The 26794-nt window shown below is 50.0% G+C and carries 21 protein-coding genes; 11 read left to right on the top strand and 10 right to left on the bottom strand.

What is annotated here, in order from left to right; genetic code table 11:
• The first annotated feature begins 92 nt into the window (after positions 1–92).
• A complete protein-coding gene (locus tag OIK42_RS11135; protein WP_273640535.1) occupies positions 93–1256 on the top strand; it encodes an MFS transporter in 1164 nt (387 codons plus the stop codon).
• A gap of 64 nt (positions 1257–1320) precedes the next feature.
• Here the strand turns inward: OIK42_RS11135 and OIK42_RS11130 are convergent, their stop codons facing one another.
• Genes OIK42_RS11130 through OIK42_RS11105 form a run of 6 tightly spaced genes read right to left on the bottom strand, consistent with a single transcriptional unit; the run spans position 1321 to position 8240 of the window.
• Complete coding sequence (locus OIK42_RS11130; RefSeq protein WP_273640534.1) at positions 1321–2244, bottom strand: hydroxymethylglutaryl-CoA lyase; 924 nt, start codon at positions 2242–2244, stop codon at positions 1321–1323.
• Positions 2231–4207 (bottom strand): acetyl/propionyl/methylcrotonyl-CoA carboxylase subunit alpha, encoded by a 1977-nt coding sequence (locus tag OIK42_RS11125; RefSeq protein WP_273640532.1) that lies wholly within the window; start codon positions 4205–4207, stop codon positions 2231–2233. The genes OIK42_RS11130 and OIK42_RS11125 overlap by 14 nt, the downstream gene beginning before the upstream one ends.
• 5 nt (positions 4208–4212) lie before the next feature.
• Entirely contained in the window at positions 4213–5001 is a 789-nt protein-coding gene (locus OIK42_RS11120; protein ID WP_273640530.1) for an enoyl-CoA hydratase/isomerase family protein, read from the bottom strand.
• Between the two features lie 10 nt (positions 5002–5011).
• Complete coding sequence (locus OIK42_RS11115; RefSeq protein WP_273640528.1) at positions 5012–6619, bottom strand: carboxyl transferase domain-containing protein; 1608 nt, start codon at positions 6617–6619, stop codon at positions 5012–5014.
• A 46-nt stretch (positions 6620–6665) separates the two neighbouring features.
• Complete coding sequence (locus OIK42_RS11110; RefSeq protein ID WP_273640526.1) at positions 6666–7835, bottom strand: isovaleryl-CoA dehydrogenase; 1170 nt, start codon at positions 7833–7835, stop codon at positions 6666–6668.
• A 3-nt stretch (positions 7836–7838) separates the two neighbouring features.
• Positions 7839–8240 (bottom strand): MerR family transcriptional regulator, encoded by a 402-nt coding sequence (locus OIK42_RS11105; RefSeq protein WP_273640525.1) that lies wholly within the window; start codon positions 8238–8240, stop codon positions 7839–7841.
• A 276-nt stretch (positions 8241–8516) separates the two neighbouring features.
• Between OIK42_RS11105 and OIK42_RS11100 the strand changes: the two genes are divergently transcribed.
• Positions 8517–9692 carry a thiolase family protein gene (locus OIK42_RS11100; RefSeq protein ID WP_273640524.1) on the top strand — a complete coding sequence of 392 codons (1176 nt, stop codon included), beginning with the start codon at positions 8517–8519 and terminating at the stop codon, positions 9690–9692.
• A gap of 186 nt (positions 9693–9878) precedes the next feature.
• On the top strand, positions 9879–11279 hold the full coding sequence (locus OIK42_RS11095) for a transporter substrate-binding domain-containing diguanylate cyclase (RefSeq protein WP_273640522.1): 1401 nt from the start codon (positions 9879–9881) through the stop codon (positions 11277–11279).
• A gap of 99 nt (positions 11280–11378) precedes the next feature.
• On the opposite strand, the gene OIK42_RS11090 is transcribed toward OIK42_RS11095, so the two are convergent.
• Entirely contained in the window at positions 11379–13037 is a 1659-nt protein-coding gene (locus OIK42_RS11090; protein WP_273640520.1) for a flagellar assembly protein A, read from the bottom strand.
• 162 nt (positions 13038–13199) lie between these two features.
• Positions 13200–14651, bottom strand: a complete 1452-nt coding sequence (sbcB, locus tag OIK42_RS11085; protein WP_273640518.1) for an exodeoxyribonuclease I — start codon at positions 14649–14651, stop codon at positions 13200–13202.
• Positions 14652–15134: 483 nt separating this feature from the next.
• Here sbcB and OIK42_RS11080 point away from each other — a divergent pair, with 483 nt between their 5' ends.
• The 5 genes from OIK42_RS11080 to OIK42_RS11060 all read left to right on the top strand — a co-directional run bounded on the left by OIK42_RS11080 (position 15135) and on the right by OIK42_RS11060 (position 22677).
• Entirely contained in the window at positions 15135–16250 is a 1116-nt protein-coding gene (locus OIK42_RS11080) for a hypothetical protein (RefSeq protein ID WP_273640516.1), read from the top strand.
• Positions 16251–16406: 156 nt separating this feature from the next.
• Entirely contained in the window at positions 16407–17459 is a 1053-nt protein-coding gene (locus OIK42_RS11075) for an isoaspartyl peptidase/L-asparaginase family protein (protein ID WP_273641507.1), read from the top strand.
• A gap of 168 nt (positions 17460–17627) precedes the next feature.
• Complete coding sequence (locus tag OIK42_RS11070) at positions 17628–18047, top strand: CBS domain-containing protein (protein ID WP_273640514.1); 420 nt, start codon at positions 17628–17630, stop codon at positions 18045–18047.
• Between the two features lie 226 nt (positions 18048–18273).
• Positions 18274–22170: an ATP-dependent RNA helicase HrpA gene (gene hrpA, locus OIK42_RS11065; RefSeq protein ID WP_273640513.1), complete on the top strand. Its 3897-nt coding sequence runs from the start codon at positions 18274–18276 to the stop codon at positions 22168–22170.
• Between the two features lie 204 nt (positions 22171–22374).
• Positions 22375–22677, top strand: a complete 303-nt coding sequence (locus tag OIK42_RS11060; RefSeq protein ID WP_273640512.1) for a PilZ domain-containing protein — start codon at positions 22375–22377, stop codon at positions 22675–22677.
• Positions 22678–22811: 134 nt separating this feature from the next.
• Here OIK42_RS11060 and OIK42_RS11055 read toward each other — a convergent pair whose 3' ends face one another.
• Positions 22812–23999: a class I SAM-dependent rRNA methyltransferase gene (locus tag OIK42_RS11055; protein ID WP_273640510.1), complete on the bottom strand. Its 1188-nt coding sequence runs from the start codon at positions 23997–23999 to the stop codon at positions 22812–22814.
• A 156-nt stretch (positions 24000–24155) separates the two neighbouring features.
• Between OIK42_RS11055 and OIK42_RS11050 the strand changes: the two genes are divergently transcribed.
• Entirely contained in the window at positions 24156–25139 is a 984-nt protein-coding gene (locus OIK42_RS11050) for an NAD(P)H-quinone oxidoreductase (RefSeq protein ID WP_374211867.1), read from the top strand.
• Between the two features lie 36 nt (positions 25140–25175).
• Positions 25176–25526 (top strand): DUF2834 domain-containing protein, encoded by a 351-nt coding sequence (locus OIK42_RS11045; RefSeq protein WP_273640507.1) that lies wholly within the window; start codon positions 25176–25178, stop codon positions 25524–25526.
• On the opposite strand, the gene rnhA is transcribed toward OIK42_RS11045, so the two are convergent.
• Positions 25514–25978 carry a ribonuclease HI gene (gene rnhA / locus OIK42_RS11040; protein WP_273640505.1) on the bottom strand — a complete coding sequence of 155 codons (465 nt, stop codon included), beginning with the start codon at positions 25976–25978 and terminating at the stop codon, positions 25514–25516. The two genes, OIK42_RS11045 and rnhA, sit on opposite strands and share 13 nt — an antisense overlap.
• Positions 25979–26063: 85 nt before the next feature.
• Here rnhA and dnaQ point away from each other — a divergent pair, with 85 nt between their 5' ends.
• Positions 26064–26756 carry a DNA polymerase III subunit epsilon gene (gene dnaQ, locus OIK42_RS11035; protein WP_273640503.1) on the top strand — a complete coding sequence of 231 codons (693 nt, stop codon included), beginning with the start codon at positions 26064–26066 and terminating at the stop codon, positions 26754–26756.
• Positions 26757–26794: the final 38 nt, after the last annotated feature.

Raw genomic sequence — 26794 nt, 5'->3', positions numbered from 1 at the left:
TTGCAGATCCGTTCCGGGTATTGTCGCGTAAATGATTGATATTAATGACTAAGGCCGTGCTGTTAAGTTAGGCAGCTGCGGAATAACCCAGATTGAAAACCAACCAGTTTCGACTTATTGCGAGTCTCGCCAGCACCAAGCTGGCCGATCTACTTATATCAGCCAAATCAACCTTGCCCGCGTTAATGCTGACGCTGGGCGCACCGGCCTGGATGATTAGCTGGCTGGTACCTATTCGTGAGTCCGGTGCTTTGTTACCTCAGGCTTTGATCGGCATAGGTTTGCGTCATTATGCGGCGCGCCATAACATTTGGCGTCTGGGCATGGTAGTACAGGTTGTGTCGATTCTGATTATGGTGCTGGGGGCCTGGTATTTTGACGGAATCACCGCGGGCTGGTTTGTGCTGGGCGGATTATCGTTGTTGAGTTTAGGCCGCTCAGCGTGCTCGCTGACAATGAAAGATATTCAGGCTGAGTTAGCCAAAAAAGGCGAGCGTGGCAAATTACTCGGCATTGCATCGACCACCTCCGGGGTGCTGACGCTGCTCATTGCCGTGCCGTTGTTGCTGTTCTCTGAGCAATTAGGAGAAAGCCTGGTGATTGGGCTGATCATTACCGCTGCAGCCACCATGCTGCTGGGTTTGTTGGTGCTGTTGCCGGTTACAACCTGCGTTGAGAGTAATCATCAGACAAACAATGAGTCATTCAGCTGGCTTCGTTTTGATGCCGTGGTGTACAAATTTATTCTGGTACGTGGTTTGTTTGTACACAGTGCTCTCGTTGCCCCTTATTTTATGCTTGAGTCCGATCAGGACGCTGCCAGTCTGCTGCCATTTTATATTGCGGCGCAGGCGGCGGCGACCATGCTGTCGTCGTTTATCTGGGGCAAAGTGGCAGACTACAGCGCCCGGCTTACTTTACAATTGGCAGGCCTGCTGGCGGTAGCAGCCTGTTTGGGATTGCTGCTGCTGCCAGGTAACTCCCTATGGTTGTCGGGCGCGTTATTTTTTGTTCTGGCGGTGGCCCATACCGGGGTCAGAACCGGGCGCAAAACCTACAGTCTGGATGTTAAAGAAGGCCAGCAACGCACCGAATTGGTGGCCTTCAGTAATACCGCAATTGGGGTGATTTTACTTGTTTTTGGTTCAATCTATGCTGGCCTTAAAGCGCTCGACGCCATTAATATTGTGGCAACGATGGCCAGTGTGTTGACCATCGGTATCATTCTGAGCTTTCTACTGCCCAAAGAGAAGTAACGCGGGCCTCCTGGCGCAAAGCGTATTGTTAACCTGACCGTCAACGCACGCGCAGAGGCTTGGTTTAAAGGAGGCGGTTGCACGTTGCCAGAAATGCGGCCATGGTTTTCGACGTTGGTGGCCGGTTAAGGTGGCTGAATATCTGCGCCGAGGCAGCAACCAGGGTGGTTAAATCAACCCCGCTGGAGATGCCCATGCCATCGAGCATATACACCACATCTTCAGTAGCAACATTGCCACTGGCGCCGGCAGCATAGGGGCAGCCCCCCAAACCTCCTGCGGCACTGTCTATCACGCTGATACCCTGTTGTAAGGCAACCAGAATATTGGCCAGTGCCTGGCCGTAAGTATCATGAAAGTGGACCGCCAGTTTTGATGCCGGAATAGCCTTTAGCAGGGTGTCCAGCAGTGCCTGGGTTGCACCGGGTGTGCCGCTACCAATGGTATCGCCCAGGGAGATTTCGTAGCAGCCCATATCCAGCAGCGCCTGACTGACCTGCAACACCGCCTCAGGTTTAACTGAGCCTTCGTAGGGGCAACCCATCACGCAGGAGACATAGCCGCGGACCGGCAAATTGTGTTGTTTGGCAAGGGCAAATACCGGCGCGAAACGGGTCAGGCTGTCAGCAATTGAACAGTTGATGTTTTTCTGCGAGAAGCTTTCTGATGCGGCGGCAAACACGGCCACCTCACCGGCGCCAGCAGCAATCGCCGCCTGCATGCCTTTTTCGTTGGGCGTCAGCGCACTGTAAGTACACTCAGTATCGGTCGGCAGACACGCAAACACCTCGGCGGTGTCAGCCATTTGTGGTACCCAGCGCGGTGATACGAAACTACCGGCCTCAATACGTGTTAGCCCGGCCCGGGTAAGTGCGTTAATAAAGTCGACCTTCACGCTGACCGGCAACGTAGTCGCTTCATTTTGCAGGCCATCACGCGCACCGACTTCAACAATACTGACGTGGGTGGGTAACTTATTCTTCGGCATGAGTAAACTCCAGTAACACGGCACCGCCGTCGACCATGTCGCCGGCATCGAAGAAAAAGTCTGCCACGTGGCCGTCAGCCGGAGCACGTATATTATGTTCCATTTTCATCGCTTCCATGACCAGCAGCGCTGTGCCTTTGGTGACGGCCTCATTTACCGCAACAAGTTGCTTAACCACTGTGCCGTTCATTGGCGCCAGACACGCACCGTCGAGGCTGTCTTCATGGGTGCCGAAGTCCGGGCGTTGCTGACTAAACGGCCAGGCCTGGCCCTCGGCAAATAACACCCAGCCTCCGTCGTTGTCAGGGTGCACGGCATACTGGCGGGTATGGCCATCCACTGTGATGGTTAAATGTTCGTCTTGCCAGTGGCCGCTCACCTGCCAGTGTTGTTGTTCATGGGATACGGCCAGTGCGTCGCCGGTGTGTTGCACATTGAGCACAACGCCGCTGCTATTGCACGCCAGCGGTATTATTTGCTGACGCTGATGGTTCATTCGCCAGTGGTTAAGCTCCGGCGGTAGCGGGGGCGATGCGGCTGTTTGCCCGGCGTGATACAGGCAAAACGCCATAACCGGCAGCAGCGCCTTATCAAAGGCTTTGGGCTGCAGCGCTTGCTGATGTTGCGGGATGAAATGGGTGGTCAGCCTGGCGGCAGCAAAATCGTCGTGCTGCAATACCCGGTGAACAAAGGGAATATTGGTGGTAACACCGGTTACCCGGGTTTGCTCAAGGCAGTAAAGCATATGCTGGCGGGCGAGTTCGCGGTTATCGGCCCAGGTAATTAACTTTGCCAGCATCGGGTCGTAATGCACACTGACCGTATCGCCTTCATTAAAGCCGGTATCAATGCGAATATGGTCGCCACATGCAAAGCGCAGCCGTTTTAGCTGCCCGGTAGAGGGTAAAAAGTCATTGTCCGGATCTTCGGCATAAAGTCGCACTTCAAAGGCATGCCCCTGGCAGGTCAGCTCATGTTGATGTTTGGGCAGAGGCTGACCCGAAGCAATGCGCAGCTGCCAGGCGACCAAATCCTCGCCGGTAACCATTTCCGTAACCGGATGTTCTACCTGTAAGCGGGTATTCATCTCCATAAAGTAAAAGTCGTCGCCGTCGAGTAAAAACTCCACGGTGCCGGCGCCGACGTAATCTATTGCTTTGGCAGCGGCTACCGCACTTTCGCCCATTTGCCGACGTAGTGAGTCAGACAAACCCGGAGCAGGGGCTTCTTCGATAATTTTTTGATGGCGGCGTTGTACCGAGCAGTCGCGCTCAAACAGGTAGACGCCATTGCCATGGGTATCGCAAAATACCTGAATTTCTACGTGACGAGGCTGAGTGAGAAATTTTTCGACCAGCATAATATCGCAGCCAAAACTGGCCATTGACTCGCGCTTGGCCGCCTCCAAAGCACTGCGGAATTCACTTTGCTGCATAACCTGACGCATGCCCTTACCACCGCCGCCGGCGGCGGCTTTTAACATTACCGGGAAGCCAATCTTTTGGGCCTCGGCAAGTAAGTAGTCGGCGCTTTGTTCATCGCCGTGATAGCCAGGTACCAGGGGCACGTTGGCCGCCTGCATAATTTGCTTGGCCCGGGACTTTGAGCCCATCGCGTCGATGGCGCTGGCCGGTGGTCCGACAAAAATGATGCCTTCTTCAGCGCAGCGCCGGGCAAAGGTGGCGTTTTCTGACAAAAAGCCGTAGCCCGGATGGATGGCATTGGCGCCACACAGCTTGGCCGCGTTGATGATCTTATCCTGATCCAGATAGCTTTGCGACGCCGGTGCCGGGCCAATCGCCACGGCTTCGTCGGCCATTGCCACATGCATGGCTTTACTGTCGGCGTCAGAATAGACGGCCACGGTGTTAATTTGCAGTTGTTGCGCCGTGCGCATGACCCGACAGGCAATTTCACCGCGATTCGCTATTAACAGTTTCGTAATAGTAGCTGTTGAACTCATGGCGGTTACTCCTTGTGCCAGACTGGCTTGCGTTTGCCTAAAAAGGCATTAAGCCCTTCCTGACCTTCTTGTGACACCCGGATGCGGGCAATCCACTCACTGGTTTTGGTCAGCAAAGCGTCATCAATGGGCTGACCGGCAACCTGATGAACCAGGTGTTTTGCCTGACTCACGGCTTCGGGGCCATTCTTAAGTAAATTATCGATAAGCTGGGCAATGGTGTCGTTGAGCTGATCCTCATTGACTGCTTCACTTAGCAGTCCCAGGCGCCGGGCGCGCCGGGCAGTAAAGACCTCTGCAGTCTGAAAATAGCGCAGTGCAATGCGCTTGCCCATGGCTTCAATCACATAAGGGCTGATGGTGGCCGGGATCAGGCCCAGTTTCACTTCGCTTAAACAAAATTTACTGAGCTTGCAGGCAATTGCCATATCGCAGCATGCTATTAAACCTACTGCACCGCCAAAGGCCGCGCCCTGAACCCTGGCGATGGTAGGCTTTGGTAGCGTGTAAAGGGTGTGTAGCATGGTGGCTAGCTGCATGGCATCGGCGCGGTTTTGTGCCTCATCGAAACCCGCCATTTTTTGCATCCAGTTAACGTCGGCGCCGGCGCTGAAGCTCTTGCCAGTACTTGCCAGCACGACTACGCGCACTTCAGGGTCGCTGCCTGCACGTTTAAATGCCTGTGTGAGGGCTGCAATGATGTCTTCGTCAAAGGCGTTATGTTTATCCGGCCGGTTTAGCGTAATGGTTGCGACACCGCGGTTATCAAGGGTATACAGAACCTGTTCATTCATAAGAGCCCCCTTACATTCTGAATACGCCAAACTGCGTATCCCCGATAGGTTGATTTAAGCTGGCACTGAGCGCCAGTCCGAGTACTTTGCGGGTGTCGGCCGGATCAATGACACCGTCATCCCACAGGCGTGCCGACGCGTAGTAGGGGTGTCCCTGCTTTTCATAGCTGTCGATGACCGGCTGTTTAACCGCCATTTCGTCGGCGTCGCTCCAGCTCTCACCGGCGCGTTCGGCCTGATCTTTTTTGACCTGAGCGAGCACCCCGGCAGCCTGTTCACCGCCCATAACCGAGATACGGGCATTGGGCCACATAAACAAAAAGCGCGGATCGTAGGCCCGTCCACACATGCCGTAGTTACCGGCGCCAAAACTACCACCAATTAAAACCGTGAGTTTAGGCACGTTGGCGCAGGCCACCGCGGTGACCATTTTTGCGCCGTGCTTGGCAATACCGCCGGCTTCATACTGCTTGCCGACCATAAAACCGGTAATGTTCTGCAGAAATATCAGCGGAATTTTGCGCTGACAGCAAAGCTCAACAAAATGCGCGCCTTTTTGCGCCGACTCGGCAAACAAAATGCCATTGTTGGCAACAATCCCCACCGGTATGCCATATAAGTGAGCAAAGCCGCATACCAGGGTGGTGCCATAACGTGCTTTAAATTCATCAAAGGCCGAGTCGTCGACAATCCGCGCAATAACCTCGCGTACGTCGAAGGGCTGGCGTAAATCCTGTGGCACAATGCCGTACAGTTCATGAGCCGGATAGCGCGGCGGTTTAATGTCGGTAGTGGTAACCGTTTGTGGTTTGCGACGGTTCAGTCTGGCCACGGCAGCACGGGCCAGCTCCAGGCCGTGTAAGTCGTTATTGGCCAGATGGTCGGCGACCCCGGATACGCGGGTGTGGACATCGCCGCCACCGAGTTCCTCGGCGCTGACTTCTTCACCGGTAGCAGCTTTTACCAACGGCGGGCCGGCCAAAAATATGGTGCCTTGTTCTTTTACGATAATGCTTTCGTCGGCCATGGCCGGCACATAAGCGCCGCCTGCTGTACAGGAGCCCATTACCACGGCTATCTGCGGAATGTTTTTGGCTGACATGCGGGCCTGATTAAAAAAGATCCGGCCAAAATGTTCGCGATCCGGAAACACATCATCCTGGCGGGGCAGGTTTGCGCCGCCACTGTCGACCAGATAGATGCACGGCAGGTTATTTTGTTCGGCAATGGTTTGTGCACGCAGGTGCTTTTTAACCGTTAACGGGTAGTAGCTGCCGCCTTTGACAGTCGCATCGTTGGCTACCACCATGCATTCGATGCCGTGTATTAAACCGATTCCGGCTACCACACCGGCACAGGGGACGTCCTCGCCGTATACCTCGTAAGCGGCAAGCTGGCCGATTTCCAAAAAAGGCGAGTGGGCATCGAGCAGCGCATCAATTCGCTCCCGGGCTAACAATTTGCCTTTCTCTTTGTGGCGGCTGACATATTTTTCGCCGCCACCCTGTAGAATATTTGCAATGGTATGTTGCAGATCACTGACAACCGCCTGCATGCCTTGTTGATTACTTTTATAGGCAGCGGATTGTGTATTGACCTGACTGCTGAGAACCGGCATAACGCCTCCTCTGGTGTCCTGTGTGTAAGAGCCTGTGTGAGTAAAATCAGGCTGATTCTTTAAACAATTCGCGACCAATCAGCATACGGCGAATCTCCGAAGTGCCGGCACCAATTTCGTACAACTTGGCATCACGCAATAAGCGGCCCACCGGGAACTCGTTAATATAGCCGTTACCGCCGAGTAGCTGGATTGCGTCCAGTGCCATTTTGGTGGCCAGTTCGGCAGCGTACAAAATTGCCCCGGCGGCATCTTTTCGGGTGGTTTCGCCGCGGTCACAGGCTTTTGCAACGGTATATACGTAGGCTTTAGCGGCATTCATCTGGGTGTACATGTCGGCGACTTTGCCTTGTACCAGCTGAAACTCACCAATGGATTTACCAAACTGCTGGCGATCGTGAATGTAAGGAACGACCGCATCCATACACGCCTGCATAATGCCCAGTGGGCCGCCTGACAGCACCAAACGTTCAAAATCAAGGCCGCTCATGAGCACCTTAACGCCGCCGCCTTCTTCACCGAGAATGTTTTCTGCCGGTACCGGGCAGTCTTCAAACACCAGTTCACAGGTATTGGAGGAACGCATGCCCAGTTTGTCGAGTTTCTGCGCGCGGCTAAACCCGGCAAAATCGCGTTCAACAATAAATGCGGTAATGCCTTTGGCGCCTGCTGTTACGTCGGTTTTGGCGTAGATCACAAACGTGTGGGCATCCGGGCCGTTGGTGATCCACATTTTATTGCCGTTTAAAATATACTTGTCGCCGTCGCGACGGGCTGTGAGTTTCATGCTTACCACATCTGAGCCGGCGTTAGGTTCACTCATGGCCAGTGCGCCAATATGCTCACCGGATACCAGCTTGGGCAGGTATTTGTCGCGCTGGGCGTCAGTGCCATTTTTGTAAATTTGATTAACGCACAAATTTGAGTGTGCACCATAGCTGAGGCCGATTCCGGCTGATGCCCGGCTGATTTCTTCCATGGCAACCGTATGGGCGAGATAGCCCATATCGGCGCCGCCGTAAGCCTCGCTGACTGTTACGCCTAGTAATCCCATATCGCCGAGCAGTGGCCACAGCTGGTTGGGAAAAGCGTTATCCTGATCGGCAGACGCGGCCAGTGGGGCAATTTCTTTTTGTGCAAACTGACAGACATGCTCGCGGAGCATGTCAATGTCTTCGCCTAAATCAAAGTTTAAGGTGGGAAAATGTGTCGTCATTGCTTAGTTACCTTTTTGTAATTCTGTCAGCTCATCGCGGCAACGCTTCTCAACTTCGTCCAGCTCTGCCATGAGCATTTGAATGTCATCGAGTTGCTGGCGTAATACCGCGCGTTTTTGTTCTGTCATCTGCAACATCGTTTCAAGTTGCAGCATAGAATTTGGATTGCTATCGTAGAGTTCAAACAGGTTCTTAATTTCAGCTAATGAAAAGCCCAGTCGCTTACCTCGCAGTATTAGCTTTAACCTGACCCGATCTTTATTACCGTAGATGCGGTTTTGTCCGGTACGTTCAGGACTCAACAACTCCTGTTCTTCATAAAACCGTATTGATCGGGGGGTAAGATCAAACTCTTTTGCTAGTTCGCCGATGGAATAGGTGTCGTTTGTTTGATGTTGAGTCATTGCCAGTTTCCTTAGTATGGTTATTACCTACCTTGCAGCGCACCAGTATTAAGTGTCATTACAGAATAAACCGTAAAGATTAACGTTAACGTTAGGGTAAGGTTAATGTGAATTTAATGTAACATTAATTTAACGTCAAATTTATAAACATCAGGATTTGCATAAAACCAAAGTCGTGTGTTTATTTTTTTATACAGGTGTAGGCTATGAGCAGTTGTAAGCTCATACAGGTGGTTATCTGTAATTTGTGTAACTCTCAATTGAGGCAAGGAAACTATGAGTAAAGAATCTGTCGTTATTGTGGCTGCAAAACGGACGCCGATGGGCGGTTTTATGGGGGCACTGTCAGCCGTGCCGGCAACCGATTTGGGGGCGCAGGCGATTAAAGCGGCATGCAGTGGCGTAGACGTTAATGCCATTGATGAAGTTATCATGGGCTGCGTATTACCAGCGGGATTGGGTCAGTCACCGGCAAGACAGGCATCTTTAAAAGCGGAGCTACCCTTATCATCGGGTGTAGTGACGATTAACAAAGTATGTGGCTCGGGGATGAAAGCGGTGATGCTGGCTGCTGATATCATTCAGGCTGGCAGCGCTGAGGTGATTGTGGCTGGTGGTATGGAAAGTATGAGTGGCTCACCGTACTTGTTGCCCAAAGCCAGGGGTGGTTACCGTATGGGGCACGGACAAGTGCTGGATCATATGATGCTGGACGGTTTAGAGAATGCCTATGATGGCCAGGCAATGGGCTGTTTTGCACAAGCGACAGCTGACAGTGAAGGCTTAACGCGCGAACTGATGGACGAATTTGCCATCAGTTCTCTGTCGAAAGCCAACGAAGCGATCAATACCGGTACGTTCAGCGATGAAATATCGCCGGTGACTATTCAGACACGTAAAGGCGACGTAGTGGTCGATACGGATGAAGGGCCGGGCTCGGCTAAACCAGAAAAGATCCCATCATTACGACCTGCATTTAAAAAAGACGGTACCGTGACAGCTGCTAACTCAAGCTCAATTTCCGATGGGGCTGCTGCGCTGTTAGTAATGAGCGAGTCTAAAGCCGCTTCATTGGGATTAACACCGCTGGCAAAGGTCGTTGCGCATGCGACTAATTCCATCGCCCCGGAAGACTTCACCGTAGCACCGGTTGGCGCGATGGAAAAAGTGCTCGAAAAAGCCGGTTGGAGTAAAGACGACGTTGATTTATTTGAGATTAACGAGGCGTTTGCAATGGTCACTATGCTGGCGATTAAAAAGCTTGGTCTGGACGAGAGCAAGGTCAATATTAAAGGCGGAGCCTGTGCGTTGGGTCATCCCATTGGCGCGTCGGGCGCACGGATCATTGTGACGTTATTGCACGCACTGAAGCAAAAGGGCCTCAAAAAAGGCATTGCCTCACTGTGTATTGGCGGCGGTGAAGGTGTTGCCCTGGCAGTAGAAATGTTATAAGTTTTGCATGTCGACCAATTACCCGGCGTTGCGCCGGGCAATTGGTATTGCGTTATTCGGATTTAAACGGGGGGCGCTCAATTGTTCATGTTCTGGATCAAACCCTCCGTAAAAATACTTGCCTAAACATTGATTTAACGCACCTACCGCCGCATACTTGCCATAAAAAAGAATACACGCTTTATAATGTTCAAAATTAAAACAGTGCTGTTGGGCTGGTTAATTGCGTTGTGTGGTATGTCCACGGCTCACAGCAAAGACGTCACCTTTTGTATTAACCCTGATCTGGCTCCCTACGAAATGCTACGCGATGGCAAGCATGTTGGTGTCTCGGCGGATTATCTGGTGCTGATTGACCAACTGACTGATATTGATTTTCATTTGGTTGAAACGGTAAGCTGGCATCAGTCCTTTGAGTATGTACAAACCGGTAAATGCATGTTTTTACCGATGGTAAACCTGTCTTCGCACCGCAGTGCTTTTCTTGAATTTACCCAACCTTATTTCGAATCACCCAATGTTATGCTGGGCCGTCAATCTAACGTGGTTTATCAGGGGTTTGACGGCTTATCCAGCGAACTGTTGGGGGTCAGTAAGCATAGCTATATCGCCGAATATCTTGCCCGCTATTATCCGCATTTACGAATTCAACTGTTTGACTCTGAAAGTGAGGGGCTAAGGGCGCTTAACAGCGGCGATATTGATCTCATGGTTGGTCCGTCTCTGCACTTACATTCCGTTATGGAACGCATGAATCTGCAAGGGTTTGTTATTACTGGTTATGCAGAGCCGTATAACTCCTTCCGTATGGGCGTGAATAAAGCCTACCCTGAGTTGTCTGCTATCCTCGACGATGCGATTGAGCGTATTCCCGAGGCGGCGAAGGTCGATATCCGTAAGCGTTGGAGTAATGTAAAACGGCAATATCCGCAGGATTTTCGCCCTGTTATTTTAGTGATTGTCTGTGTCGTGGTGTTAATTGCTACCCTGTTCTGGCGCCATAACATCATGCGCCGTTATGCCCGGGAATCACACCACAAGCAAAGTGAATTGGAAAATCTACAGGCAGTACTGTTGGAAAAAAACCGCTTGCTGGAATTTCTTTCCTCCCATGACTCGTCGACAAACCTGTATAATCGTAATTTCATGTTGCATCGCGCTGAAGACGAAGTGTCGAGATTTAATCGCTTTCATACAGCCGCAACGCTTATTCTTTTTGATTTTTCATCGCATATTTCACGCGTTGGTAATGAGCATAATTTATTTTCTGAGGATAGCGTGCGGGAGCTTGCCAGGGTCTGTCTTGGCAGTGTGCGTGAGGTAGATATCGCCGGTCGTTGGAGCGCTGAGCAAATTATCATTTTGTGTCCGCAAACCCCTATAGCGGCATCGAAAGTCCTGGCTGAGCGTTTAAAAGAAGCCATTGAAACCCATCCCCGCGATGAAATCCGGACCTTACCCTTTTCAATAGGGTTGGCAGCATTGAAGGAGGGAGAAGCGTTTTCGGATTGGTATGAACGAGCCAGTCAGGCATTGTACATTGCCAGGCGGCATCATAACGGTAATGTGGTCGTTGCAGAGCAATAAAGTAATGCAAAGCAATAGTACCGCTAGCCGCAGCGTCTAAGCTGATAACCGTTAGTGTGTTAGCAGCACAAACCAGGTTGTGGGTAATGTATGTGGTTATCAGTTAGTAAGCGGTTCGTATTTCCACTGATGCATTTCGTAACTCACCTTTGCGCGGTCGTATTCGCGTTCAGATCGCCAGTTTCTGTTATTGAGTTTCACCGACACGCCAGCGTAGAGTTTTTTATTGGCGACCAGTCTGGCTGATTCCTGGTACTGCTGTTTAGCATTGTTGAGCTCCAGTGCTTTGGATTCCATCCACATAAGAAGATTGGTTTCGTTCTTGAGTAAATCCTTGGCCTCATCAACCTTGCTGAGTAGTGACTTAGGCACTGTGCGGTTATTAATAATATTAATTTTATTCTGGTGACGTTTGGTGTTGTCACGGATGCTTTTGAGTAAGTCGTCGAATAAGTCTTTACGGGCCTGCAATTGATTAAACCCATGACTGAAATCAATACGCAGGGTACTACCGGAGATAGCCCCTACGGTGCCCGCAATAACGGGACCATTGCTGTAAACTTCACAGGCAAACAGGTTACCCTGTGGGTTTTCGGGCTGACCAATGATCAGTTGTCCACCGGTATTGACCAGGCAGTGGGCCAGTTGACGTCCTACATTTAAGTCGCCGCCACACAGTATATGTACCCCCTGGCCATGCTGAATGTAAATACTGCCTTTGGCCTTAATCTGACATCCGTAGTCATTGTTATCTTCCTGATGCTTACCCATAGCGCCTTCGGTAATGATGACATCGCCGCCCGCTTCGATGTGTGCTGACTCGGCAAAACCATTGACGGTAACATCGCCCTCAGCTTTGATGATCATATTTTCGGTGACATCGCCATTGACCAGGACTGAGCCTTCATAGGTAACGTGGCCCGTACCGACATTGACACCCTGACAGATAAAAGTGTCATCAACGGTCATTACCATATCACTGTACTTAGGCATGCCAGAAATGGTGGACACCACGAGATTCTCATCATGATCGCTCAGTGCTGTGCCACTGCCTAACTTGAGTGGCTGCCATTCTCCGATTTTTGACGGTAACACATTGCCCAGCACATCAAAGCCATTGCGCCCTTTGCCTGGCGGCTTACGTCGCAGTACGTGTGCACCGGCTTTAACGCAAACAATTTCACCGAGGTTACGTAAATCTACTTTTTTGTCGGTTTGCGCCTGGGGCCGTAATACCCGTTCTAACGCATTGGGTACCAAAGGAACCAGGTGTGAAGAACGACCATCGCGCGGCGGTAATCCTTTGGCGACCAGCCCTTCAATACGCTCACCGGGCTCAGCAGACGCCAGCTTAGCAATCAACGCTTGTATGCGTTTGATACTCACACCCCGTTTGATACTGTATTTGGCCGCCATACTGTGAACCTGGCGAGCCTTGGGCATTTGTCCGCCATGCGGCGCAACTAATATCAGGGTGGCGCTCATATTGTCGTCGGCAATACGATATTCGACTTCGGTATGACGGCGCTCGCCAACCTGTTCGCTGACTTGGGTAGGATCTTTGGTTTTGAAAAAATGGTTTGCTCTGTCGCAGGCCGATTTGATGGTACTTTCAGACAAATAAACTTCGTCAAACCCCTGTTCACACATGGCCTGATAAATGGCATCCGCTGATAATTCCTGATCCATTTCTGCTGGCGATAATGTCAATGTAACGCTATCGCGCTTTGCGTCGAAAGAAAACTTAACACCTTTCATTGCCGATCCTGCTTGTTGGCGCATGGCGCCCAGTTATAACACTAGTTCACTATATATATCTGCATCGGTACGCATTTCTGAATAGCTATTTTAGCGAACTCATCTTAGTGCGTCCGTTTTTAACGAGCTCTTTTTAACGTGCTCAGGGTTCGCCTGTTGCTATTACAAATTTCTCGCATAATCGAACAGTGCTTTTAGTATAGCTTTATTCTGACTGTGCGTTGCGTACTGCTGAGCGAGTTGCTCAAGCTCCATTAAGTATATATCTAACGTGATACTGGCTGGAGAATCAGGTGCTGTCAATCGAAATTGGCGGTGTTGCTGCCACCGCTGACTTTCTTCGAATGTCAGTGTATTAGGATAATTTCTTGCCCGATATCGAAACAATAATGTTTTAAGGCGTTGATTATGGATGCGGTCACTGAGCGTGGTAAGTTGTTCCGGCGCCGTTTGGCGTACCGCATCACACCATGACTTTTCTTCATTGGTTAAAAAGCCACTGCTGTAGAGCGCATGATCAGCATCCAGATTGTCGTCGTCATGCGGCTGGTTATAAAGCTCGGTAAGTGTGACTACCCAGCTTGTGTCAGCGGTCAGGCGGCGATAGTTGTCCAGGCAGCGTTCCCGGTCTAACCCCAGTCGATGGGCATTTTCCTCGCTCATCGCTTTGGCCGTTGTGACAAAAGGGGAGCGGTTGATATGGATCATTTTTAAACCCGGCCGTGGTTCATCTGCCGACAAACTATCGGCTGACGCGTAAAGCCGCTGACGCAGCGTATTGGCGTCCAGCGTCATGACAGGCTCGGGGTCTTTACTTAAGTCAATGCAAATAATAGCGTTTTTGTTGGTCGGGTGTTCGGCTACCGGCAACACCCAGCTGCAACAGCCCTGACTGGCCGGTATTTTTGAAGATACGTGGATCACGGGTGTTAATTGCTGCAGGTTAATTTGTTTTAACACCTGGCCTTTATTGCGCAGGGACAGTGCGTAATCAAATAACTTGGGTTGCTTTTGTTTGATTAATCGCGCTAACGCAATAGTCGCTCTGACATCGGCTAAGGCATCGTGTGCCTGGCCATGATCAATACCATTGGCAGCGGCTAAGTGCTCCAGCTTAAAACTGGGACTGCCATCATCACGCAGCGGCCATTCGATGCCCTCGGGCCTCAATGCATAGCAGGCCCTGACCACATCGATGATATCCCAGCGGCTATTGCCATTTTGCCATTCGCGGCCGTAGGGGTCGTAAAAGTTGCGATAAAACAGGTAACGGCTTACTTCATCGTCGAAACGAATACTGTTGTAGCCGGCCACACAGGTACCCGGTTCACTCATTGCAGCGTGTACTTTGGCAGCAAAGTCGGCTTCTGACAGACCGTCGCGCAGGGTATGTTGCGGCGTCAGCTTGGTGACGAGTGCTGCCTGAGGGTGGGGAAGATAATCATTGGCAATCTGGCACATGATATTGATTGGCTTGCCAATTTCGTTGAGATCCATGTCTGTGCGGATCGCTGCAAACTGGCTGGGCTGATCTTTTTGCGGACTGACTCCCCAAGTCTCATAATCGTGCCAAAGGAATGTTGGTTGTGAATCAGTGTTATTTGGAGTGACCATATGTGATGTTAACTTTTGTTTTATTATAAGTGCACATGTTGTGTTTTCTAAACATGTTAACACAGCCATATGTATGGCTCTAACTGCTTCACCATTAAAATCTATACACAGACGAGTTAGCCCATGCTCGTATTCGTAAATCAGGTATCGGCTATAGCACTGTTCAATAGATTCACGATTAAGGTTTAATAAATCAGGATGTATTTGAATTCTTAAGAGCAGATAATACCGGCGCTTTCCAGTTACTTAAGTTAGAAGCTCAAGTAACCGAAAAAACAAAAAGTATAATAATTACCGTGTTTCTCGTGAACCTGAGCTCTACTATAGTGGCAATGAACATTATGTTGGGTTTTTATCAATAACAGTTGATGAGTATAACCAATGCAAAGATCGTAGGGATAGCGACAGACAAAATGCATATGATGTATGTGAGGCATTACTGTCTAGAGCAACTAAGGTTTGCCCAGGGGATTAATTTACTTTATGAATTTTAAAAAATACAAAAAATCAATTTATATTTGTGCTGGATTAGTTGGCATTGGGATTATAGTCTTTTTTTACGGCTCACATCTTATCAATGATAACGATTCAATACTTTTAACACCTGACACTAATAGTGTTTCCGATGAAGTTCAATCACGAGAAATTAATCAGACTGAATTAGACAAAACTAAACAGACTAAAGCTAATCAATCAAATTACTCTCAAGTCTCCGATGAATCCCGGCAAAGAGATATTTCAAATTCGGAAGACGATAAAATAAACAAGTCTCGTTCGTCTCTTGAAGATGATTGGTGCGTTCCATCTGAACAATTGAGTGATAAAAATAAATTGTTTTTAGCCGCAATACAGCAAGATTGGAATGAAGCACAAGGAGTTGCTTATGCAAATATGCCAGACGTTGGTTATGGAGACGAGATATATGATCTCAGTTCTGCATATATTACCCCGTATTTGGAAATGGACATTCATAAGTTAGAGTCGTTAGCTTTGCGCGGTGAAAAGTGGCCTATGATTGCTTATTTACAAAGAGCCAAAGCGCTATCAAGGAGGCCTATAGAAAGAAAAGTGGCAAATGAGTTATTAGTATCAGGTGCCACTTACCATGCTATTGAATTCCTGGTAAAGGATGAACTAGTACAAGCTAAATCCAGTTATCGTAAGACGAAAAAGATAGAAAATAGTAAAAAACACTTAGTGAACGCAGTGGCCTATACGATGTTGGGACTGCAAAACTATAATACGAGTGCCTTGACAGCTTATGTTGGTAATGTATCCAGAGACGAGATGTTGAGCACTATTTTGAATCCATCACTAATTCTTAATGAATCTGATGATGAAATAACGGAACGCTTTGCTGAAATAACGAAAGAATTACATTTGGCAAGAGAAGCTAATAATATTTATTTACCCGAAACACCAGATGAAATAAAAAAATTGTTCGCATTGGACTTGGCACATTACGAATTTAAACAAAAGCACATAATGGGACAGTTGCAGGGGTGGCAGGATATTACAGTGGGTGCTCTTGGTGTTGCAAAATGCACCGGAGAACATCTGGTAAGAATGGCTAAAATTCACGAGCAGCGCATAGAATAAGGTTCACATACCAAACTTGATTTTTAACTTTAGTGTCGAATGTGCACTTTAAAGTTTGTGCGCCACAGCACAGCAGATCCTGGCATGTGATACGCCAAGCCAGTACAGTAAGATTACGAATTCTGATTTTTACTGCTAGCAGAGGATAACAATATGATGGCAAAACCAAAACTCACCGGTAAGATCAGCAGCGTACTGCGTGTTGCTTGCCTCTGTATTGGCGGATTGACCTTACCGGTTATTGCTGCCGATGTGGCCATCGTTATACATGGTGGTGCCGGCACAATTTTAAAGAAAAACATGACCCCGGAACGGGAACAGGCTTACCTTGCCAAACTGACAGAAGCAGTCACCAAAGGCTATTCGTTATTGCAAAGCGGCGTGAAGGGCGAAGTGGCAGTGGTCGAAACCATTAAAGTACTGGAACAGTCGCCGTTATTTAATGCCGGTATCGGCGCGGTTTACACCTTTGACGGCGAACACGAACTCGATGCGTCGATTATGCACGGCGGTTCACGTAATGCCGGCGCAGTGGCTGGCGTAAAAACCATCCTCAGTCCTATCGATGCGGCGCTAGCGGTGATGGAGCATTCGCCGCACGTGATGTTAAGCGGAGCTGGCGCAGAAGCCTTTGCTGAATCACGCGGTATGGAGCCGGTTGATAACAGCCTGTTTAACACAGAACGCCGCTATGAGTCATTGCTCAAAGCAAAAGCGCGTATTTTGCAGGCAGGCATTACTCATGGCGGTCAGCAGGGCAACGAACGCTTTGGTACCGTGGGTGCCGTGGTGCGTGATAAAGACGGTAACCTGGTGGCGGGCACATCTACCGGTGGCATGACTGCCAAGCGTTTTGGCCGGATTGGTGATGCACCTGTGATTGGCGCCGGAACCTGGGCTGACAATGACAGTTGCGCGGTATCGGCAACGGGGCATGGCGAGTATTTTATTCGGTATCATGTGGCCGCCGATATCTGTTCGCGTATGAAATACCAGAATGTCAGCCTCGATGACGCGGCCAATACCGTGATAAATGACGTTCTGGTAAAGGCCGGCGGTGATGGTGGCATTATTGCGGTCGATCATGACGGCAATATTGCTGCGGTGTTTAACTCAGCGGGCATGTACCGGGCGCAAATTGATACCGACGGCAACATTAAAGTTGGTATTTATAAGGACTGGAGTGACCAAAAAGATGCTGCGGATTGATCCTCGTTTCAGTGCCATCATTTAGTAAATAAAAAGTTAATGTTCTGCAGATTCTGAACTAGGCTTACAATAGAGGCCAATCCAAGTCTGCAGTGCGCAACGGCCTCTGAATAATAACAATGATATGGCAACATGCTCAACGAGCTGAGCGCCATAGAAGGAGGAGTTATGGAATCGTTGCTGGTAAGTAAATACATGAGCCTGCATCCGGTCAGGCTAACCGAGAAAATGTCGGTTGCTGAGGCAGTAGAAATGCTGCTATATCACAATCAATCCGGTGGCCCGGTGTTGGATAGTAACGGTGTTCTGTGTGGCTTTTTGTCTGAGCAGGATTGTATTAAGGCGATGGTAGAGTCAACCTATTACCGGGAGCAGATCTGTCGGGTAGGCGAGATTATGCAGTCGCCGGTACTAACTGTAACGCCGGGTATGTCGATTCTTGAAGTGGCCGAAAAGCTGCTAAGGGAAAAGCCGAAAGTTTATCCTGTCGTCGATGCCGACAATAAGCTGGTAGGCGCTATCACCCGTACGCAAATCCTTGATGCCATCGACAAGCATCTGCGCGCTGAATACCCGAAATCAGCCTGATGTAAATAGCCACAGCCAGCCGAATACAGCATAGGTAGTGGATATACGCTCTTGCTAAATAGCGTATACTAAGCAATCGCTGTAAGTCTGTGTCAATGCCCTGTGTTTCAGTATATGGCTTGCTTTCGTGTAAAGTAACGGTAAAACGCGATAATGTGACTGGAAATCTGTGTGCGGTTCTTCTAGGATCGCGTCTTTGCTGTAACCGGATGTCTATTACCTCATTATGCCCAAACCTTCGCCACTTAGCGCGCTGCTCAGTCAGTTATCACAGTGCCTGATAAAAGACAGGTTCCCACTGCGTCGCCAAATACAGCGCTTAAAGCACGCTGATCTCAGTGACGAGCAAAACCAGCAGCTGCTGGCCAGGATTGTCGAACGCATTAATGCGTCGATACAGCGCTGCGAAGCACGAGCGGCGTCTGTGCCTGCTATTGAATATCCGCCGTTACCGGTCAGTGACCGTAAAGACGATATTAAGCAGGCGATTGCCGATAATCAGGTGGTGATCATTGCCGGCGAAACCGGTTCCGGTAAAACCACCCAAATTCCTAAAATTTGTCTGGAACTGGGGCGCGGTCAGGCTGGCACTATTGCTCACACCCAACCACGACGTCTGGCGGCACGCAGTGTGGCTAACCGCATTGCCGACGAGCTGGGAACCACAATTGGCGATTTAGTCGGCTTTAAAATTCGTTTCTCCGACCAGGTGAGTGACAATAGCCTGGTGAAACTGATGACCGACGGTATGCTGTTAGCCGAGATGCAGCAGGACCGTTTCTTAAATGAATACGATACCATAATTATTGATGAGGCCCATGAGCGCAGTCTCAATATCGATTTCCTCATTGGTTACCTCAAACAGCTACTGGTAAAACGCCCCGAGCTGAAAGTGATCATTACCTCAGCGACTATCGATCCGGAGCGTTTTTCGCGTTATTTCAATGATGCGCCGATTATTGAAGTCAGCGGTCGGACGTTTCCGGTGGAAATACGCTACCACGACCCACAAGAGCGTGAAGACGATGCTGATCAGGTAGAACGAATCATTCACGCAGTGGATGAACTCATGCGCGAACCTCCCGGCGATATCTTAGTGTTTTTAAGCGGCGAACGGGAAATTCGTGATACCCAGGATGCGCTGAACCGCCAGCAATACCGGCATACCGAAGTGATCCCGCTTTATGCCCGGTTGTCGGCTTCTGAGCAGCAGCGTATTTTTCAGTCGCACAGCGGGCGCCGCATTGTATTGTCCACCAACGTGGCCGAAACCTCACTTACCGTGCCCGGTATTAAATATGTTATTGATCCGGGTACCGCGCGGATATCCCGTTACAGTGCGCGCAGCAAGGTGCAGCGTTTGCCTATTGAGCCAATTTCACAGGCGTCCGCGAACCAGCGGGCAGGGCGCTGTGGCCGGGTGTCTGAAGGGATTTGTATACGTTTGTACGCCGAAGCAGACTACGACTCGCGCCCGGCATTTACTGATCCTGAAATATTGCGTACCAACTTAGCCTCGGTGATTTTGCAAATGGCCAGTCTGGGCCTGGGTGATATTAATCAGTTTGATTTTGTGCAGCCTCCGGATAGCCGCCAGATTAACGACGGATTTCGATTACTCGAAGAAATCGAAGCCATCTCTCGTCATAAAGGACGGATCTCGTTAACCAAAATTGGCCGCATGATTTCCCGTTTACCGGTAGATCCACGCTATGCGCGGATGGTGGTGGCCGCGGGTGAACATAACGCACTGATGGAAGTGATGGTGATTGCGGCCGGACTGTCCATTCAGGATCCCCGCGAGCGCCCGCAGGATAAACGCAGTCAGGCCGATGAAAAGCACAGCGAATTTGCCGACAAAGAGTCTGACTTTATTGCCCTGTGGAATTTGTGGCAGGCCTTTAAGGAGCAGCAAAAATTGCTGTCCAACAGTCAGTTGCGTAAATGGTGCCACAGCTATTTCATTAATTATCTGCGCATGCGCGAGTGGCAGGACATTGTCAGCCAACTGCGAAAGTCAGTGGCTGAAATAGATCTGCGAATTACCAGTCAACCCGCCGATTACCAGGCCATTCATCAGGCCATGTGCACTGGCTTGTTGTCGCATGTGGGGATGAAAGACAAAGACCGTGAATACCTGGGCGCGCGCAATACCCGGTTTATGATATTCCCGGGGTCGGGGCTGGCAAAAGCGAATCCCAAATGGGTGATTGCCGCAGAATTAGTGGAAACCTCTAAACTATTTGGCCGGATGGTCGCGAAAATAGATCCTCAGTGGCTGGAGCCTCTGGCGGAGCATTTGGTGAAGCGCAGCTATGCTGAACCGCACTGGTCAAAAAAACGCGGTGCGGTTATGGCCAGCGAAAGTGTCACCTTGTTTGGTTTGCCAATCGTTGCCCAGCGCCATGTTAGCTACAGCAAAATTGATCCGTCGGTCTGTCATCAGTTGTTTATTCGTGAAGCGTTGGTCAATGGCGAAACCAAACTCCGCCATGATTTTTTAGAAGACAATCAGGCATTACTTGATCTGGCTGACGACTGGGAGCAAAAAACCCGTCGTCGCGATTTGATGGTCGACGAGCAAGTGCTGGTGGACTTTTACGCTCAAAAAATTCCCCAGGAAGTCAATAATGATGCGGCGTTTAAGAAGTGGCTGAAACGTCAGCCGGGCACGGAGTTTTTACGCTTAACCGAGGCTGATGTATTTAAGGAGCAGCCGGGTACGTCGGCGGCCAACGCCTTTCCTGACGTCTGGCAGCAGGGCAACATCAAACTGCCTCTGACCTATCACTTTGAGCCGAATGCCGAGGATGACGGAGTTACCGTTAATATTCCACTGCCGCTGCTGAATCAGGTAGTGCAGGAGGGGTTTGACTGGCAGGTACCGGGGTTACGCGAAGAACTGGTCGTGCAGCTAATTAAGAGTTTGCCCAAACGTCTGCGACGTAATTTTGTGCCGGCGCCTAACTATGCCCAGGCAAGCCTGGCTGATATGCAAAGTACAGACGAAAAATCAGGCAAGCCGGTTAAATTACTCGATGCACTAACCACCAAATTGCTGCGTATGACCGGCGTTAAAGTGGAACCAGAAGACTGGCAATTAGAGCAGGTTGAGCGCCATCTGATTATGCACTTTGCAGTGGTTGATGCGGACAACAAGGTACTGGCACGGGGAGACGATCTGGCGCTACTTAAACAGCAGTTGCAGGGCCGGGTAAAAGAAACCTTCGAACAGGCGGCAACACCAGAGCTGGAACGTAAGAACATTACCGAGTGGGACTTTGACACATTACCCGCTCACTTTACCCAAAAGCACGGCGGTTTTGAGGTGCAGGCGTATCCGGCGCTGGTGCTTCATAATGGTCGGGTAGACATCGAACTGGTATCAGAGCAACACAAGGCAGAGCAGTTGCATCAGCAGGGGCTTAACCGCTTGTTGATGCTGAGTATGCCGTCACCGGTCAGCTACCTTGAAAAAAAGCTCCCCAATAAGGCTAAACTGGGATTGTACTTTAACCCTTTCGGGCAGATTAAGGCACTGATCGACGATTGCATTGTGGCCGGTACCGATGCCCTGAGCCGTGAATTTCAGCAGCAATCGGGTATCGTGGTACGCGACAAAGCCAGTTTTGAAGCGTGTCTGGACCATGTCAGAGCCAATATCAATGACTCGGTACTGGTCATTGCCCAGCAGGTGGAAACTGGCCTGACGCTGGCCCACCAGTGTCAGAAAAAAATGAAAGGCCAGGTCTCACTGGAGATGGTAGCGGGACTGAACCATATCAAACAACACCTGTCGTCACTGGTTTATCCCGGTTTTGTTGCGGACATTGGTTATGCCCGGCTCACTGACTGGAATCGATACCTTAAGGCTTTGGCGCGACGCCTCGAAAAACTGCCGGTGGATGCCAATCGTGATCGCTTACAGCAACTGACTATCGACAAAGCTGAACAAGCGCTGGCTGCTGCCAGCAACAAATACCATGCAGACAAAATTCCTGGTGAACTCGAGGATGTTCGCTGGATGATTGAAGAATTGCGGGTTTCCCTGTTTGCACAACAGCTTGGTACTGCCTACCCGATATCGGTTAAACGCATTATGAATGTGTTAGAGGCCTTTTAACGGGCGAAGAGGTGACGAGGATAAGTCTTCAATAATTTTCGTGTAACAATTTAAAAAGTCATCGTATTTTACGATTTTTTAACGTTTAGCTTTGCACTCACCGCAAATAACATTGACAACGACGGGATGTCGCCCTATAACCTTTAAAGTAGTAGGGTGGTCACTGCCCGCACAATCGTAGTTGAGGTGAGAGGAGAAGAGTGAATGTTGGGATACGATGACAAGCGTAATTTTTTCAGGATGATGGTGAATTCTCCCTGTCAGTTGCAAATAATTGATGATGAGTCGAGCCGCACATTACAGGCTGTTTGTAAGGATATCAGCGCCACAGGAATGTCCCTGGAAGTCGACGAACCTTCGATTGAAATTGGTACCGAAGTTAGCGTAAGCATTGACTCTACAAGCTCGCAAATACCTTCGCTTTCAGCGGTGGCAAAAGTGGTTCGTTGTGAGCCGGAATCAGATAGCAGCTGTGTGGTTGGGGTAGAAATTTCCGAAATGAAATAGTTGAATACTGTGCACCCGCTGCCAGGTCAGGCGGCGGGTGTTTAGCTGTTTAACATTCGTTGGTGCGTTTGTGTCATAAAAACACGCTAATCAAAGTTCATGAAGCGCGACAGCAGGTTTAACGCAAGGTTACTTTACAGTACCTGACAGACCATGCCTTTCAGATAATGCCCCTCAGGATAATTCAGGCCAATCGGATGATCCGGCGCCTGCGATAAGTATTCCAGTATTTGCACCCGTCGCCCGGCATCCAGCGCCGCATCGGCCACGATCTTTTGAAACAATGATTGTGCCATTAAACCAGAACAACTGAAGGTGAGGAGAATACCCCCAGGCCTGACGGCGTGGATCCCATACATATTAATATCTTTATAGCCGCGACTCGCCCGTTTCAGTGAGGCTTTGCTGTCTACAAACTTAGGCGGATCGAGGATCACCATATCAAACTGCTGTTGGCGGGAATGATAATCCCGTAACACTTCAAACACGTCACCTTTAACGTTGTTACACTGCCCGGATGCAAAGCCGTTCAGGGCTATATGGCGTTCGGCCATGTCCAGCGCGGGTTGCGACACGTCGACGTTGGTCACATGCTGTGCACCACCCTTCAGGGCATAGCAGGCAAAGGTTCCGGTATAGCTGAAACAGTTGAGTACCTGCGCATTTTCGGCATAACGGGCCGCGGCCAAACGATTTTCGCGCTGATCGAGATAAAAGCCCGTTTTATGGCCGGTGTGCGGGTTTACAATGATCTTTACGCCGTGCTCGATAATTTCAACTTCCTCGGGCACATCGCCATGTAAGGATTGGATCAGAGGGGTTAAGCCTTCTTTGGCACGTACATCGACGTCGCTGCGTTCGAAGATAGCAATGTCCGGCAGCAGTTTTTTTAATGCCCAAACGATTTTACTGCGGTGCTTATCGGCACCGGCGCTGAGCAATTGCAACACCGCCAGCTTGTCGTATAAGTCGATAGTCACGCCGGGTAAACCGTCGGATTCGGCCGCAATTAATCGACAGGCATTCGTTTTGGCCTGCTGCATAACGCGCTGACGCAATTGCAATGCTTGTTCAATTCGTCGACAAAAGAAGGCATTGTCGATACTTTCCTGCTTATCAAAGGTCCAGATCCGTACACGAATTTGGGATTCAGGCGAAAAGGCTCCACGGCCTAACCATTGGCCTTCGCTGCTGAGCACTTCAACGGTGTCGCCACTGCGACAGCGACCTTCCACACTGGCAATGGCGCCGTCAAACACCCAGGGGTGTTGGCGGTTGAGTGACTTTTCCCGGCCTTCTTGTAATATCACTGTGGCAGACATATTCTGAACTTTTACTGGACGTATTTGGCGCGCAGTATACTGATTTTTCGGTGTCTGTGCACGGCGCAAATACACGATGTGTTATTGTTCACGCCGGTAAACTCAACCCGACAAACCACAATGAGGAAAACTATTCACGCTATGAGCAATAATACCATGCACTACATTGAGCATACCGAAGGCGACATGCAGGGCGGTTTGTCGCTGGTTAGCGGCACTAAACCTGAGCCTGGCGCCCGGCAGGTGTTGGTAAAGGTAAGCGCATTTGGCATTAACCGCGCCGATCTGCTGCAGCGCGCAGGTCACTACCCGGCGCCCAGGGGCGAAAGCCCTGTCCTGGGGCTGGAGGTTTGCGGTGTTATAGAAGCCGTGGGCAAAGAGGTCGATAACTGGGCGCCGGGTCAGCGGGTATGTGCCATTGTTGCCGGCGGTGGTTACGCGGAATATGTCGCAATTGAAGCCGACCACCTCATTGGCGTCCCCGAAAACCTCAGTGACACGGAAGCGGCAGGACTCAGTGAAGTGTTCTTAACGGCCTATCAGGCGCTTAAGTGGGTAGGGCAAATAAAGCCCGGTGACAGTGCGCTTATCCATGCGGGTGCCAGCGGGGTCGGACTCGCCGCACTACAACTGTGTCGTCTGTGGGGGGTAAATACGGCTACCACGGCATCGAGTACTAAAAAACTTAATGTCTGTAAGGCCGCTGGCGCCGAGCTGTTGATTAATTATAAAGAGCAGGATTTTGCCGTCGAGCTTAAGTCTGTGTGGCCGGGCGGCGTTAATATGGTGCTTGATATGGTGGCCGGTGATTATCTTAACCGCAATCTCAAGGTACTCGCGATGGACGGTAATCTGGTGTATCTGGCCATGTTAGCGGGTCGCTATGCTGATCAACTGGATATGGCCTTGTTACTGGGTAAACGCGCCAGCATCCGCGGTACTACGCTACGGAACCGGGATAATCATTATAAAGCCCGGTTAGTCGATGATTTTTGCCGTGACTGCCTGGCGGCATTTGCCGACGGAAAATTATCGGTCCCTGTTGAAAGGGTGTATGCCGTTGATGAGGTGGCACAAGCGCACCAGCAGTTACAGGCAAATGACAGCTGCGGTAAAATCATTGTTGACTGGTCGTTATAGCCAACGGCCACCTGATTCTGTTTAAGGGCGGTTAGAATGAACACTTTGGTATTAAATAGCCGCTATGCAACGGCATATTTGTGGTTAGCGCTGTTAGGTGCATTTGTGCCGCTCATTCCCTTTATAGCGTGGCTGCTGGAAAATGGAATTGATCCCGGCACGTTTTGGGCCCAGTTGAGGGGGAACTTAATCAGTGCGTTTGCGTGGCTGGATGTAGTAATTTCAGCATTAGTTGTATACGTTTTTACGTGTCAGTGCCGTCAAGAGTTACCTATGCAGGCACTGCTCAGCGTTATACTGTGTACCACTTTAGTGGGGGTATCTTGCGGACTACCGCTGTTGTTGTATTTTTTATCAGTGGATAAGACCGGTCCTCAGGGCTTATAACCGGTGTCTTCCTGACGCGGGTTTTCGGCGGCCTCACGGGCGAGATCATCACAACGCTCATTCTCAGGATGGCCACTATGACCTTTCACCCAATGCCAGTTAACCTCGTGGGTCTTTACCGCCTCATCCAGCGCTTGCCATAAGTCAGCATTTTTGACCGGCTTTTTATCTTTGGTACGCCAACCATTGCGGCGCCAGTTATGGATCCACTGATTAATGCCATTTTTTACGTATTGGCTGTCGGTAGTGAGCTCTACCTGACAGGGCTTGGTAAGTAAGTTCAGCGCTTCGATGGTGGCCAGCAATTCCATGCGATTATTGGTAGTTAAGTGAAATCCGTCGCTGATTTCCTTGCGGTGTTTGCCGTAAAGTAAAATGGCACCATAACCACCAGGCCCCGGATTACCCAAACACGATCCATCCGTAAAAATATGCACAGCTTGTTTTGCCACAGAGACTCCTTTTTTAGCTTTAGGCGTGGTCACTTTGCAGTGGCTTGGTATACTACCCCAAACAGCATTAAGTTAAGAGTGGTTTATGCGTCAAATCGTTTTAGATACTGAAACAACCGGTATTGATCCTAAAGAAGGGCATCGGGTCATAGAGATTGGCTGTGTAGAAGTGATTAACCGCCGGCTTACCGGTAATCATTTCCACGTTTACATTAATCCAAAACGAGAGATAGAGCAGGAAGCCATAGAAGTTCATGGTATTACCAATGAGTTCTTAGCAGATAAACCGGTCTTTGCCGATATCGCCGATGAGTTTATTGAGTTTATCCGGGGTGGCCAGTTGGTTATTCATAATGCGCCCTTTGACGTGGGGTTTATGGATCATGAATTTGCCATGCATGGCCCGACGGCCGGAGTAAAAACCAAAGACATCTGTGGGGTACTCGATACGCTGGTGCTGGCCCGGGAATTCCACCCCGGCCAAAAGAACAATCTTGATGCCTTATGTAAACGCTATGGTATCGACAACAGCCACCGGGAATTACACGGCGCGTTACTGGATGCCGAGATCCTCGCAGACGTTTATTTAATGATGACCGGTGGTCAGACCGATCTGAATCTGAGCGGAAACAATCAGTCGGCTGGTTCGGGCCCGGAAGTGATCCGCCGCATTGCCCGCAATGGAAATAAATTAAAGGTTATTCAAGCCAGTGCCGATGAATTAGCACAACATGAGGCGCGTCTGGATTTAGTGGATAACCCAATATGGCGCCAGTAGACGCGCACGCGCTGTAAGGGTTAGTACAAGGCATAACA

It is taken from the genome of Alteromonas gilva, from assembly GCF_028595265.1.
Classification (GTDB): Bacteria; Pseudomonadota; Gammaproteobacteria; order Enterobacterales; family Alteromonadaceae; genus Alteromonas; species Alteromonas gilva.
Note: the sequence above shows the minus strand (reverse complement) of the source record. Positions and strands in the feature narration are given on the sequence as shown.